This window comes from Paenibacillus sp. sgz302164, from assembly GCF_056120505.1.
In genome coordinates, this window is record NZ_JBVYOL010000024.1 from 37,519 (window position 1) to 50,921 (window position 13,403).

The 13,403-nt window shown below is 53.9% G+C and carries 11 protein-coding genes; 9 read left to right on the top strand and 2 right to left on the bottom strand.

Annotated features, from left to right (window positions below):
- Positions 1–36: 36 nt before the first annotated feature.
- From AC0LWT_RS30285 to AC0LWT_RS30295, 3 genes are all read left to right on the top strand, one after another.
- Positions 37–318 carry a hypothetical protein gene (locus tag AC0LWT_RS30285; protein WP_474685011.1) on the top strand — a complete coding sequence of 94 codons (282 nt, stop codon included), beginning with the start codon at positions 37–39 and terminating at the stop codon, positions 316–318.
- 449 nt (positions 319–767) lie between these two features.
- A complete protein-coding gene (locus tag AC0LWT_RS30290) occupies positions 768–3,263 on the top strand; it encodes a trypsin-like peptidase domain-containing protein (protein WP_474685012.1) in 2,496 nt (831 codons plus the stop codon).
- Positions 3,264–3,335: 72 nt separating this feature from the next.
- On the top strand, positions 3,336–3,590 hold the full coding sequence (locus tag AC0LWT_RS30295) for a hypothetical protein (protein WP_474685013.1): 255 nt from the start codon (positions 3,336–3,338) through the stop codon (positions 3,588–3,590).
- A 68-nt stretch (positions 3,591–3,658) separates the two neighbouring features.
- Here the strand turns inward: AC0LWT_RS30295 and AC0LWT_RS30300 are convergent, their stop codons facing one another.
- Positions 3,659–4,426 (bottom strand): pirin family protein, encoded by a 768-nt coding sequence (locus AC0LWT_RS30300; RefSeq protein ID WP_474685014.1) that lies wholly within the window; start codon positions 4,424–4,426, stop codon positions 3,659–3,661.
- A 170-nt stretch (positions 4,427–4,596) separates the two neighbouring features.
- Between AC0LWT_RS30300 and AC0LWT_RS30305 the strand changes: the two genes are divergently transcribed.
- The 3 genes from AC0LWT_RS30305 (at position 4,597) to AC0LWT_RS30315 (ending at position 7,801) form a co-directional block, all read left to right on the top strand.
- Positions 4,597–5,016: a BlaI/MecI/CopY family transcriptional regulator gene (locus AC0LWT_RS30305; protein ID WP_474685015.1), complete on the top strand. Its 420-nt coding sequence runs from the start codon at positions 4,597–4,599 to the stop codon at positions 5,014–5,016.
- Between the two features lie 3 nt (positions 5,017–5,019).
- On the top strand, positions 5,020–5,859 hold the full coding sequence (locus AC0LWT_RS30310) for a M56 family metallopeptidase (RefSeq protein ID WP_474685016.1): 840 nt from the start codon (positions 5,020–5,022) through the stop codon (positions 5,857–5,859).
- A gap of 760 nt (positions 5,860–6,619) precedes the next feature.
- Positions 6,620–7,801: a macrolide family glycosyltransferase gene (locus AC0LWT_RS30315; protein ID WP_474685017.1), complete on the top strand. Its 1,182-nt coding sequence runs from the start codon at positions 6,620–6,622 to the stop codon at positions 7,799–7,801.
- Positions 7,802–7,891: 90 nt separating this feature from the next.
- Here AC0LWT_RS30315 and AC0LWT_RS30320 read toward each other — a convergent pair whose 3' ends face one another.
- On the bottom strand, positions 7,892–8,068 hold the full coding sequence (locus AC0LWT_RS30320) for a hypothetical protein (protein ID WP_474685018.1): 177 nt from the start codon (positions 8,066–8,068) through the stop codon (positions 7,892–7,894).
- A gap of 475 nt (positions 8,069–8,543) precedes the next feature.
- On the opposite strand from AC0LWT_RS30320, the gene AC0LWT_RS30325 reads away from it, so the two are divergent.
- The 3 genes from AC0LWT_RS30325 (at position 8,544) to AC0LWT_RS30335 (ending at position 12,831) form a co-directional block, all read left to right on the top strand.
- On the top strand, positions 8,544–10,286 hold the full coding sequence (locus AC0LWT_RS30325) for an ABC transporter ATP-binding protein (RefSeq protein WP_474685019.1): 1,743 nt from the start codon (positions 8,544–8,546) through the stop codon (positions 10,284–10,286).
- Between the two features lie 52 nt (positions 10,287–10,338).
- Entirely contained in the window at positions 10,339–12,387 is a 2,049-nt protein-coding gene (locus tag AC0LWT_RS30330; RefSeq protein WP_474685020.1) for an ABC transporter ATP-binding protein, read from the top strand.
- Between the two features lie 129 nt (positions 12,388–12,516).
- Positions 12,517–12,831, top strand: a complete 315-nt coding sequence (locus AC0LWT_RS30335) for a hypothetical protein (RefSeq protein WP_474685021.1) — start codon at positions 12,517–12,519, stop codon at positions 12,829–12,831.
- The last annotated feature ends 572 nt before the right edge of the window (positions 12,832–13,403 follow it).

Below are 13,403 nucleotides of genomic sequence, written 5' to 3' on the forward strand. Positions count from 1 at the left end.
AGGGAGTAGCTGCTGGTTTGGCGGTGAAGTCGACCAATGCTGGCTGCGAAGCGCCGTGCTTCGCTTATTCGCGCCACGCGCAGTTCCCAGTGCGCGGTGTTGCGCTGCATGATGGCGATAGTGGCCCGCCAGCCGATCCGCCCGTTAGAGCAGGCTAATCAGTGGCAAATGTGCAAAAAACCTGCAATAGTGCAGGCTTTTGCTCGTTATTACGCCAACTGCAAAAAATTCCTGCAAAAGTGCAGTTTTTTTATCGTGCATTCGTGCTTAGACCCATTTTTATTGGGAATTCCTGCACAATTGCAGGTTTTTCGCTAAATCAAACTACTTTCATGGAAAAAGCCTGCGCTTTCGCAGGTTTTTCGTTTTACCAGGCCGTTTCACGATGGTTGCATCCCAAATAGCTGGCCCCCAACTAACCGCTCCAAGCAGAGTGAACGCGACTTTCGCGGACACTCAGACTTTCGCAGGTTTTTCCCGGCCGCCAAGCCGCCTCCCGAACGGCTGCGCCAATGGCTCCGCACACACCTTTGCTTGTCTAACCCCGCTTTCCGGCTGCCAAAAGAGAGCTCGCGACAAACCCCTTCTTTTTTATGTACCCGAACTGCCTCCCTTTTTGTGGGAAAAATTGTATTGTCTCCTTTCGCCGGATGTGCTAGATTCAAGCTATTGCATCTTCTTAGAAAATGCAGGAATTGGTAGAGTAGATTTTGCGCTTGTATGTTCATCAATGTCCAGCAATATGACGCCGGGAGAGGGAAACTACAATGGGGAAATGGAAAAGTATTGCAAAAAGAAGCTTAGTTTCGCTGGCGGCCGTCGTTTTGGTCGTTTCCTGGCTGGGCGCGGCGCCTTCCTATGCGGCGCAAAAATCCGAAGTGCCTAAAGTTGTCGAGCAAATGACGCCTTCCGTCGTTGCGATTATCGGCAAGCCGTCTTCGGATACGAACAAGGCGTGGGAGAAAAGCCGCTACAATTTGGCGCACGGTACGGGGGTTATCGTAGAGTCGAACGGAGTGATCGTTACGAACGCTCACGTCGTCAAGAATATGAAAAATATCGTTGTCGTCTCGTCGAACGGCACTACATACAACGGCCGCGCGACGAACATCGACGAGGAGAGCGACCTTGCGCTCGTCAAAATCGACGCCACCGGCCTGCCGGTCGCGAAGTTCGCCGATTCCTCATCGGATATTGAGGTCGGGGAAACTGTCGCCGCTATCGGTACGCCGATTTCTTTTGCCTTGCGCAACTCGGTGACCGTAGGCATCGTGAGCGGAATTGACCGGTCGGTCAATTCGCAGTATCAGCTCATTCAGACGGATGCCGCGATCAATCCGGGCAACAGCGGCGGCGCGCTGATCAACATGAACGGCGAAGTGATCGGGATCAACACGATGAAGTATGCGGAAATCGGCGTTGAGAATTTGGGCTTTGCGATTCCGATCGATACGGTGAAATATGTTTTGAATCATTTCAAGCTTTACGGCAAAGTTAAACGTCCTTATTTGGGCGTTGAATTGGAAGAGAGCTGGGAAGCGGTAGTCGGCCTGCCCAGTTCGACCGGCCTGCGTGTCGCCTATGTAGATCCCGATTCTCCTGCGGCCAAAGCGGGCATCAAACAGGACGATCTGGTCGAAAGCATCGGCAGCAGCCAGGTTAAAACGATGGTCGATTACAACGAGGCTTTGAAAAAATATTTGCCCGGCGACACCGTGAGCATTGCGGTCAAATCCGGCAATTCGTCGGTGACGAAGTCGATAACGCTCGGCGAAGCGCAAACCGAGGAGTCGCACGCGACCCAGGATACGGACGGTTCCTATCTGGATGCCGACAGAGGCAAAACGAAGATCGGCGACAGCCATTTCGGCTGGTCGATGAAGTACCCCGCAGGGCTCGTTAAAAGCGAGCAATCGGATAACGGCGATTCCGTCAGCTTTGTGGATGCGAAGGGCGAATTTTATTTGTCCGTCGATGTGGAAAGCAACCTGAGCGACGAGCTGTCGCCTTCGGCCCTGCTGAGCAAGCTGGACGGCAGCGGCGATAAGAACTATGACGGCGCGACGATTTTGGAGAGGCAGTACGTCAAGCAGGACAATGTCTCCTACGCCAAAATCGTCGGCCGATCCGGAGAGGAAGGTTACGTTCAGACGCGGGGATATTTGCATCAGGGCAAACTGTACACGGTCAGACTATATGTAAGGAAGGCTCAGTATAACAACAGCTTCAAGCAAAACAGCTTCAACGATCTGCTCGACAGCTTCCAGCTTTCTTTTAACGGCAAAGATGAGTCGCTGAAGGACATCTCCGTCTATTCCGACGCCAATACATCGCACTCGAACGGGTACGGCTTGTCTTTCGACCTGCCGAGCGGCTGGGAAAAGAGCAGCTATTTGAGCGGCTCCTCCTTCTACAACGCGGACTACTCGCAAGTCGTTGCGGTGAGCGTGACTTCCGCATCTTCCGGGGATACGCTGAAGGCGTGGGTCGACCGGGAGCGCAAGCATTTTGAATCGCAGTTCGTGGCGGATTACCGCAAAATGGAACAACCTGTCGAGCTGACACTAGCCGGCGTTCCCGCCTTGAAGGTCGCTTACTCGCAAACCTTTGGCAGCAAGTGGACTTCCGCTTACTCCTTGTATTTTATTAAGGATAAGTACAAGTACGAGATCGACTTCACTTATCCGGAAGATGAGGACGAGGGCGAAGTGAATAAGACGCTCGAGGCGATCACGGCTTCGGCTAAAGTCGATAAAGGCCTGATGGATAAAGAGCTCGGTTTTATTCAGGATGTTAACGAACTGCTCGATCCGGACCGGACTGTAGCTTACAAGAACGATAAGTACAAGTACACGCTGCAAATTCCGGAAACATGGACCAACGGCAAATCTTACGACAAGAAGGAAGACGACCGTCAAAAATTCGTATTCACCGGCGGCAGCTTGTCGATCCAGGCCGATTCGAAAACAAGCTACGAGGATTCGGTGAAAGCCGAGGATGCGCTGCAGAAGAAAAACCATGACAACGACGGCGAATATAAATATGCGGATGAGGAAGTAACGCTGCCGGGCGGGGCGAAGGCGAAGAAATATGTCGTTCATTACGCGCTGAACAAAATGCCGTATCAGGAGACGATTTATATTTTCCGCCAAAACAACGTAACGTTCACGGCGATCCTGCACATACGCGAGGCGGTTCGCACGGCGGAGAATGAAGCGCGGCTCAATAAAGCTTTCGATTCCATCAAGTTTTCGGACAAATAAACGGGCTGCATAAAAATCGCCCAACTGCCTCAACATAGCGGGTGTAGCGCAATTACACATGAGGAGGCAGTTATGGCCAGCCAAGATTCCAGTTTACAATCGCAAAATGTCGTCTCTTCCGCCCAGAACTCCGTGGATAACGTGCACAATGCGGTTTCCCGCGCGATGTCCCATCCGACCGAGCAGACGATCCGGGAAGCGCACAATGCGATCGAGCAGGCGGAAAGAGCGGTCGAACAGGCAAAAGCTCACCATAATCAGCCAGCCGTAGAGCAAGCCGAGGCGGCGCTCCGGCAGGAACAATCAAGGCTGCAAAGCATGCAGTAACAGGCAAAAAAGCCCCTTATCCGCAGGGGCTTTTTTGCTGTCGGCCGGGGTGTGCCGCCAGGCCGGCCTTATTTGCGGTACAGCGGGTATCCCGGCTGTTCCGGCACATCAATGGCGACGACCCGCAGGCCGTCCGCGCCGCCTTTCAGCTCCAGCAGCCCGCCTCCGGCAGCAGGCTGCGCGACAGCGAAGTCCCCCCGCGCGAATGCGGGGGACGGGCTATCCCCGGCGGAGCCCGATCCGGCTCCGCGGATGACGAGGAAGGCGAGGCGCCGGCCTTCCTCCAGCTTGTACGCGTAGGCGGCTCCGTCCGCCAGCGCGATGTCGAAGACCTTCACGTCCGTCTCAAGACGGACGGGCGCTCCCGGACCGACGACGGTTTTCACGGTGACGCCGTCCTGCTCGACGCTCGGAAACTGCGCGTCGTCGTATTGATGATACGATGGCGACTGTTTCACCGTTTGGCTCAAATGCGGCTCGAACCAGATTTGCAGCCCTTCGGCATTGCCGCCGCGAAACGCCTCGCCGTGATAAATGCCGGAGCCGGCCTGCATCACTTGAACGCCGCCGGCTGTGACCGTCTGCCGCGTGCCGAGCGAATCCCGATGCTCGACGATGCCGTTAATGACGTACGTCATAATCTCAAAAGCTTTGTGAGGATGCATGTCGATCTCCGCATCTTCTACTGCGCGGCCCCAGGCCCAGTAAAACAGCGGACCTACCCGATCGACGGCCCCGCCCTCGCCGGGAAAATTCACCGGCCGCTGCTCGATGAATCTCCCTCCGTCAAACGCCCCGGAGCCCTGCTGCGATGGCGCATACACTTGAATGTTCATAAAGACGCCGCCTCTCTTTTTATCTTTAAAATAATTATTAACTTACTATATATAAGTTATTATAAAATTTTTTTGCCCATTTGTCAAAATGCCACCCTTTCCCGGGTAAAAACGTCTTGACTTCACTTGGTGCAGTTACTACAATTTGTAGTGTAAGGGGTGTTTAAACCATGAAAATGCACAATTTTAAATATCAAGGCAGCGGATTGAGCAGGTTTTTCGGCCCGTTGGAAGCACGGATTATGGAGATTCTTTGGGACAGCTCCAAAGAGACGATGACGATCAAGGACGTCCACCGGAAGCTGGATCAGGAGAAGGCGCTCAGCTTCAACACGGTCATGACGGTCATGAACCGCCTCGTGGACAAAGGCATTCTCCGGAAGGAGCTGCAGGTGCGGTCTTTTGCGTACAGCCCGGTCCTGTCGCGGGAAGCGTTCATGGAGGCGCAGTCCAAGGAGCTTGCTTTTGATCTGATCGAAGAATTCGGCACCCTGGCGGTAACCCATATGGTCGATGCGCTCGACAAAGCGGACCCGCAGCTGCTGGATCAACTCGAGCAAAAAATAAAAGAATTGAAAAAGGAGAGATGATGCATGAGCGGGTCTCGTCCCAGATTCATGTTGTTCACGACCTTGTTGGCCGCGGGCTTTATTTTATGCCAGATGACATGCTATGCTCTGGGGCGCCTGATCGGATTCAAACCGTCTTTCAATCTGTTTGACCTTTGCGTGGTCATGTTTGAAGTTTTGCACGTCCCGGCGCACATCGCCTTTAATTCGGTCAACGTCCTGATTGTATACTCGTTCTCGGCTTTCTTGTGGATGCTCGCCAATCATGCATGGATCTCCGCAAAATCGGCGAAACAGCTGTCAGGCCGCGTGAACCCGGCGCTTACGTCCCGGTACGGCAGCGAATACCAGCTCGGCGCCGGGCAATTGAGCGTGATCTCGCATCCGGCTCCCGTAGCGCTGACGATGGGGTTGTGGAAGCCGCGCATCATTTTGTCGACGGGCCTGTTGGACATGCTGGACCCGGGCGAGCTTCATGCCGTGATCGAACACGAGAAATACCACCTCCGGCAGAGAGACCCGCTGGCGATTTTCGCCCTGGCCGTAAGCTCTGTCTCACTGTGGTATATCCCGATATTCAAATGGGTAGCCGATAAATATAAAATTATTATCGAGCTCAGGGCTGACAAGCACGCGATTTCGAAAATGGAGCACCCCGGCCACTTGGGCAGTGCACTCCTCAAATTGCTGAAGCAGGGGCAGGCTCCGCAAATGGCCATCTCGCACGCTTCGTTCGCAGAGACTTCGATGAACGTCCGCATCATGCACATTTTGAATCCGCAGATGCGCGTCTCGTTCAAACTCCCCGTGGTCAGATTGATCATTTCCGCCATTTCCGTCATCCTGCTGCTGGGGCTGATCTAGCGGCCGGCTGCGCTTGCGGCCGTTCTGCTCGTAGGCTATACGGGCACCTTGGCGGCCGAATAGCGCCTAGACCCGGCGGGGCGGGCATCAGCAAGGCGGCCAAGTTCGGAGGTGGGGCCAGCGCGGGCAAAAATCAAGCCGGCGAAAACCCACAGGACACTCTGGCAAGCAGCAATAAACAGAACAAGGACTGTCGGGAGGATAACGGCCTCCAGGACAGTCCTTTTGCTCTAATGTTGCTTATCACGATTTTCGCCGAGCCTGCGCCGCCCGAAACTTGTACCTTCCAAAAGACGGTGGGGCTGTGTGTGAAGTGGCTGGAATGCCCGCAAAACCTGCTGCGAAAGTCAGACTGTCACCCCGGGGGCAGCACATGCTACTTTTACGAAAAGGCCTGCACTTTCTGTTGCAGGCTTTTTGCACTGCCGTGGAGCAAGCGTGGAGAAAACCTGCAAAAAGAAAGTGCAGCTTTTTGTCGGTCGCAGCGTCCATGCCGCTTCACGAATGGCTGCACCAAGCTCCCCTCCGACAACGTATTCGCCGGTTCCGCCTTTTTCGTCATTTCCAAGGGGAAATCTCAATATTCGACTTACAAAATTCGGCTTACAAATACAAATTTCTGGCTTAAACAAGAATATAGAGAAACTGTAAGTTCGTAGATTTCTATGTTGGTTTTAAGTCTCCAGACGGATAGAGAAGGGACAAGATTTTTTATAAAATGGAAATATAGTTATTTTATGGTGAAAAAGGAGTGTTTGGAATGGGGCGTATTCTTTTCATGAATGGCGGTGGTGAAGGGCACGTCAACCCAACCATCAGTGTGGTAAAGGAATTGGTTCAGAGGGGCCAAGAGGTCGTTTATTACACAACGGATCACTTCAGGGAACGGTTGGAGGCTGCTGGGGCGGAGGTCCGTACCTATGATTTTTTCCAAATTTACAAAGAATTCATACACAATGGTCCTCATATGCTGGCAAAGATCAATGGGCTGCTCAGTGCGACTCTGCTTTTGGTCCCGCAAGTGATGGAGCAAATAAAAGAGGAACATTTCGACGGCGTCGTACACGATTCAATGTTCGGCGGCGGCGGGGCGATTGCTCGCCTGCTTGGAGTGTCTGCGGTCAATTCCTGTACGACTTTCGCCTTTACGGAAAAATTTTTTGAAATGGTACCTATGTTTCTGAGTGTTCTGTCTGAAGCGGACGAAACGACCCTTTCAGAGTTTGAGCAGCTGTGTGCGGAGATTGAGCGAAAATTCGGCCATAAGATAACTTCGCCTTATGAAGGCTTTTTCAACCCGGAGCCGTTAAATGTCGTTTATACGTCCAGAGTGTTTCAGCCCCAAGGAGAGTCCTTTGATGAACGCTTCCGTTTCGTCGGACCCGCGGTTTCCGCCCGGCTTCCGCAAGGCGAGGTTCATTTCCCCGGATTGGAAGATTCCTCCGTTATTTACATTTCACTTGGAACAGCATTCAACAAGGATTTCAATTTTTATAGACTCTGCTTCGATGCGTTTGGCTGCTCTGAACATACCGTGATTCTCTCGGCCGGCCGGAATACTCCGATTGAATCTTTGGGTGAGATCCCTGGTAACTTCATTGTCAGGCCTTACGTTCCCCAACTGGCGGTTCTCTCCATGGCGCGGCTGTTCATTACACATGGCGGTATGAACAGCACGAACGAAGGGCTGCTCCACGATGTGCCCTTACTTGTCGTGCCGCAGGGGGCCGATCAGCCGATGGTTGCCCGACGCGTCGCCGAGCTAGGCGCAGGTATCTTCCTGGACAAAGATGGATTATCTGCGGATCAGCTTCGAGATGCGGCACAACGGGTACTTAGCGACCCGTCTTATCTTGAGGCGGCACGCCGTATAGGCGCCTCTTTAAGAGAAAAAGATGCCGCCACAGAAGCAGCTGAGGCTATTATAAACTATTTCCTATGAAGCATAAGTATAGATAGTATTGATGATGCAAACAAAAATAGCCCAAAGGATTGTAATCCTTCGGGCTTATTTCATACAGACCGCCGCAGGCTATTCGCGCTTTTTCAGCTCCATTTCCTCCCGCGTATTCCGTTCCTCCCATAAAAACTCCGTATCGTAGTCCACCGAATCGCGGCGTATAAATCGGGCGATGCCCGCGATAACGCCCCCCGTCACCGCGGCAAATGCAACAATCCAGCCCATGAGCGCAAACACCTGATCAACCATCCGATCCCCTCCTTGCTTATATTGCATCCATATGCCGCATGTTTGTGAAACATGTGTGACATTTAAGGGACAAGGGGAGCAAATAATTATAGTCATATTCTCCAATTGACAGGTTCCAGTAAACGGTGTTAGAATCACCTCTGTAATGCAAAACATACAGCTTTTGGAAAGAGAGGGTTTCAGTATGAGTGGAATGGTTATGGATCATCTATACGACGAACTTGCACATAGCGGATCAAACCATACAACTTCATATCCTGTAACCCGACGAACAGTCCGCATGCATTGAGCTTATGTGCAGGCTGCTGCCGCATCCGTTCATACGTTTACACGAGCGCGGGTTACGAAGCAAGTTCGTAACGTGCGCTTTTTGATTTCTTGGAGGGCATATCGCTGCGCGCGGTGTGCCCAATTTGCGTTGTTGGAGACGGCAGGACCAGAACAGATGAAGTAATCGAAAGGAGCGAAGTGATAGATGTTTATCGTATTAAAGAAATTAAGCTGGTTTTTCCGCATGCAATGGAAGCGGTACACGCTGGCCGTGGGTCTGCTTATCATTGTCGGCATTATCGATGTGATTCCGCCCAAGCTGATCGGCTACGCCATTGACGGGATTCACATGGGCACGTTGACCGGCATGGAGCTGATCAAGCTGCTGCTCTTTTGGGGGACGCTGATTGTGCTCGGCTATGGGATGTCCTACGTATGGCTGTATCAGTTGTTCGGCGGGGCGTTTGTGCTGGAGCGCATTCTCCGCAACCGGCTGATGAGGCATTTGCTGAGGATGACGCCCACCTTTTACGAGCGCAACCGCACGGGCGATCTGATGGCGAGGGCGACGAACGACCTCCAGGCAGTGTCCGCGACAGCCGGGTTCGGCATTTTAACCTTTGTCGATTCCACTTTGTTTATGACTACGATTTTGTTCATGATGGGCTTTTTTATTAGTTGGAAGCTGACTTTGGCGGCGATTGTGCCGCTGCCGATTATGGCTGTTTGCATCACGATTTACGGCAGCCGCATTCATAGCCGGTTCATGAGCGCCCAGGATGCCTTCGGCCAGATGAACGACCGTGTGCTGGAGACGATTGCCGGCGTGCGGGTAATCCGCGCTTTCGTGCAGGAGACGGCAAGTCAGGAAAGCTTCAAAAAGATGACAGACGACGTCTACCGCAAAAACATCGCCGTAGCCCGCATCGACGCGCTCTTTGAGCCGACTGTGAAAATCCTCGTGGGGATCAGCTACCTCATCGGTTTGTGCTACGGCGCTTATATGGTGTTTCATAGCGAGTTGACGCTAGGGGAACTGGTATCCTTCAATACGTTTCTTGGCATGCTGATTTGGCCGATGTTTGCCATCGGCGAACTGATGAACATTATGCAGCGGGGGAACGCTTCGCTGGACCGCGTGAACGAGACGCTCGGCTACAAGCCGGACGTCAACAATACGCCTGCCGCGACGACGATGCTGGTGCCGTACTCGATCGTTTTCGATCAAGTGACATTCCGCTATCCTTCCTCATCGATCGATAACCTGGTCAACATTTCGCTGCGACTCCAGCGGGGGCAGACGCTCGGCATCGTTGGACGGACGGGAAGCGGCAAAACGACGCTGCTGAAACAGCTGCTCAGAGAATACCCGCTGGGCCAGGGGGGCATTTCCATTTCGGATACGCCGATCGAGCAATTGACCATTGAAACGCTCCATGGCTGGATTGGCTATGTGCCGCAGGAACCGATTCTTTTTTCCAAAACGGTAAAAGAGAACATCATGTTCGGCCGCGGTCAAGGAACCGAGGAGGAATTGAACAAGGCGCTGGAGCTGGCTGCGTTCCGCAAGGACGTGCAATTTCTCCCGGAAGGACTGAACACCCTCGTCGGGGAAAAAGGCGTCGCTCTGTCCGGCGGGCAGAAGCAGCGTGTATCGATTGCCAGAGCGCTTTTCGTCGATCCCGAGATTTTAATGCTCGATGACGCATTGTCGGCCGTCGACGCCAAAACCGAGGCGGAAATCATAAGCGGCATGCGCAGCGAGCGCGCAGGCAAAACGACGCTGATCACAACCCACCGTCTCTCCGCCGTGCAGCACGCCGACTGGATTGTAGTGTTGGATGAAGGATATATCGTCGAAGAGGGAACGCACGAGCAGCTTCTCGCGCTGGACGGCTGGTACAAGGAACAGTACGACCGCCAGCAGTTGGAAGCGCAAATCGGGTAATAATCGGATCAAGAGATAACATATCCTGAGTGAAAAGAAGGTGAGGCCCCATATGAGACATACGGGCAAGAGACTATTTCAATATGCCGCACTGTTCAAAAAACCGCTGCTTCTTGCGCTGCTGCTTTTGGCGGCGGCCGTATCGGCGGAACTGGCGGGTCCTTTTATCGCCAAACAGATGATCGACCGCCACATTCTCGGCATCGAGAAGCCGTGGTATGAAACGGAGTCGGCCATACAAACCGACAAGGCCGTTCCGTACAAAGGAACTTGGTACAAAAGAAGCGACAACTTCTCCGAGGGGGAAGCGCGCGGGAAAGAGATTCGCATTCTGCAGGCGGGCAGCCAGTTCGCGCTTATTGAGCAGCCGCTGCTTTTTGACGGGGCGCGCAAGCTGGAGAACGGCCGCCTCGTAGTGACGCAGGGCAGCCAGGTGGCCGACTATGCGGCCCAAAAGCTGAGCTTGCAGGAGCTGTACGCCTTCTACGCGCCCGAAATGCAGCGCCTTATGCAGCTCGCAGGGCTGTATTTTGGCCTTATCCTGCTGGGTGCGGTGTTTACGTACGGGGAGAAGTTTTTGCTGCAATCGGCGGCCAACCGCATTATCCAGCGCATGCGCGCGGACGTGTTCGCGCAAATCCAGCGGCTGCCGATCCAATATTTCGACAACCAGCCCGCAGGCAAAATCGTTTCCAGAATCACGAACGACACCGAGGCGGTGCGCGACTTGTACGTTCAGGTGCTGGCGAACTTTTTTACCGGCACGATTTATATCGTGGGCATTATTTCCGCCCTGTTCGTGCTGGACTACCGGCTTGCGCTGTTTACACTGCCGGTCATTCCGATGCTGTATGTATGGATTGTCGTGTACCGCAAGTTCGCGACCCGTTACAATCAGGAAATCCGCGAGCGGCTCAGCAGCATTAACGGTATGATCAACGAAGCGATTCAAGGCATGCCGATCATCCAGGCGTTCCGCAGGCAAAAGGAGACGCAGCGCGAATTCGAACAACTGAATGACGAGTATACGGATTATCAAAATAAAATGCTCAGCCTGAACTCTTACACTTCCCATAATTTGATGAACGTGATCCGCAACTTGTTCTTTTTCGGTTTGATCTGGCTTATCGGCGGCGGTGGCATGAACACGCTCATCTCGATCGGCGTGCTGTACGCGTTCGTTGATTATTTGAACCGGATGTTCCATCCGATGGTAGGTATTGTCAACCAGCTGCCCAATCTGGAAAAAGCCGTCGTATCCGCCGACCGCGTCTTTGAACTGCTCGACGAGCAGGGCGTCGACGTCGTTGACGGCAAGGCCGATCGGTACCTCGGCAACGTCAAGTTCGAGCATGTGCGCTTTGCTTACAAAGAGGGCGAGTACGTCCTCAAGGATATTTCCTTTGAGGCGAAGCAGGGCCAGACCGTCGCATTGGTCGGGCATACCGGCTCAGGCAAAAGCTCGATCCTGAACCTGCTGTTCCGCTTCTACGATGTGAAAGAGGGCCGTATTACGGTTGACGGCCGCGATGTGCGCGAGATGCCCAAACAGCTGCTGCGCCAGCACATGGGCATCGTGCTTCAGGACCCGTTCCTGTTCACCGGCACGATTGCGTCCAACATCAGCCTGGACGATCCGGCCATCAGCCGGGAACGGGTCGAGCAGGCGCTGCGCGATGTAGGCGCCGCGGAGATGTTTGCGGCTCTGCCGGGCGGCATCGACGAGCCGGTGATCGAGAAAGGCAGCACGCTGTCGGCCGGCCAGCGGCAGCTGATCAGCTTCGCCCGGGCGCTGGCGTTCGACCCGGCGATTCTGATTCTCGATGAGGCGACCGCCAGCATCGATACGGAGACCGAGGCCGTCATTCAGGCCGCGCTCGATGTGTTGAAGAAGGGGCGGACCACCTTCATCATTGCGCACCGGCTGTCGACGATCAAGAACGCCGACCTGATTCTTGTGCTCGACCATGGCGAGATCGTCGAGCAGGGCAGCCATGACGAGCTGATGCGCCAGCTCGGCCGTTATTACCAGATGTACCAGCTGCAGCAGGGACATCTGGAAACCGCCGCCGCCGCTGAGCAAGCGGAGAGCGGCGTATAGCCGGCCGCCGATGCTCCGGGCGGCGGCCACCCACCCACCCACCCACCGGCCGTCCGTTTAAAGACGGCCGGTTGGGAGTATGCTACAATGGAAGGGCATACCATCCCATTGGGGAACGGAGGAACGAAGATGCGTTCTGATACGCTTCGCCTTTTGAACCTGATTCAACTGATTTCGGAAATCGGCATTGCGGGGGGGTATTTGATCGGGCTCATTCCTTTTATGTATTTGTGGTCCTATACGTGGGTCATCCCGCTGGTATTCGTCAGTCTGGTTCTTGCCTGGCTAGCGGGCAACGGCACGACGAACACGGCGATTGCCAACGTCGTGCTGTCTTTCCTCAGCTTTATACCTGTCGTAGGTTACTTGTTCCGCATCGTCGGCATCGTAATCTCCTGGATCAATATTCGCGCAATAACCGGCGGCGGTGGCAGAAGGTACTGACCGGCACGACTGGCCTCCAATCATTCCCCGGAGTGCCCGTGAAAGTCACGACGCCGCGCGCAGCTCCCAGCGCGCGGTGTTGCGCTGTATGGCGGCAGTCGGTGGGGACAGCCGCAGCCATTCGCGAAGTGGCTTGGCCACTCGAAAAACCTGCGAAAGTGCAGGCTTTTTTTGTTAATGTGGCTTATTTTGGCGAAAAGCCTGCAATTGTGCAGGAATTTTCGATGAAAATGCCCCTAAGCCCTTGGGTTCGATGAAAAGCCTGCACAATTGCAGGAATTCTGCGCTGTCAGCGTATCTACTAGCAAAAAGATGTATTTTTGCAGGTTTTTTGTGCGCAGCTAGACATTGTGGGGTGGAACGGTCCGGTGATAGGGCCAGGCTTTTGCAGGTTTTCTCTTCGTTGCCAAGGGGTCTCGCTTAACAGGCTCTCACGCAGCCTGGAGGTTGGAGAACGGGCAAACGCTGATTTTGGCGCCCATTTTTCGTGCCGAACGCAGCCGTATCGTTCTTAGACGCATCGGTTTTGACGCGTTGATGTGCTGCCGTCCTCGGCAAAGTCACCATTCCGG

Excerpts from the sequence above, each read along its gene's own strand:
- AC0LWT_RS30320 (WP_474685018.1), bottom strand. The coding sequence starts at position 8,068 with ATGGTTGATCAGGTGTTTGCGCTCATGGGCTGGATTGTTGCATTTGCC.
- AC0LWT_RS30305 (WP_474685015.1), top strand. The coding sequence starts at position 4,597 with ATGAAAATGCACAATTTTAAATATCAAGGCAGCGGATTGAGCAGGTTT.
- AC0LWT_RS30315 (WP_474685017.1), top strand. The coding sequence starts at position 6,620 with ATGGGGCGTATTCTTTTCATGAATGGCGGTGGTGAAGGGCACGTCAAC.
- AC0LWT_RS30295 (WP_474685013.1), top strand. The coding sequence starts at position 3,336 with ATGGCCAGCCAAGATTCCAGTTTACAATCGCAAAATGTCGTCTCTTCC.
- AC0LWT_RS30335 (WP_474685021.1), top strand. The coding sequence starts at position 12,517 with ATGCGTTCTGATACGCTTCGCCTTTTGAACCTGATTCAACTGATTTCG.
- AC0LWT_RS30300 (WP_474685014.1), bottom strand. The coding sequence starts at position 4,426 with ATGAACATTCAAGTGTATGCGCCATCGCAGCAGGGCTCCGGGGCGTTT.
- AC0LWT_RS30325 (WP_474685019.1), top strand. The coding sequence starts at position 8,544 with ATGTTTATCGTATTAAAGAAATTAAGCTGGTTTTTCCGCATGCAATGG.
- AC0LWT_RS30310 (WP_474685016.1), top strand. The coding sequence starts at position 5,020 with ATGAGCGGGTCTCGTCCCAGATTCATGTTGTTCACGACCTTGTTGGCC.
- AC0LWT_RS30285 (WP_474685011.1), top strand. The coding sequence starts at position 37 with ATGCTGGCTGCGAAGCGCCGTGCTTCGCTTATTCGCGCCACGCGCAGT.
- AC0LWT_RS30290 (WP_474685012.1), top strand. The coding sequence starts at position 768 with ATGGGGAAATGGAAAAGTATTGCAAAAAGAAGCTTAGTTTCGCTGGCG.
- AC0LWT_RS30330 (WP_474685020.1), top strand. The coding sequence starts at position 10,339 with ATGAGACATACGGGCAAGAGACTATTTCAATATGCCGCACTGTTCAAA.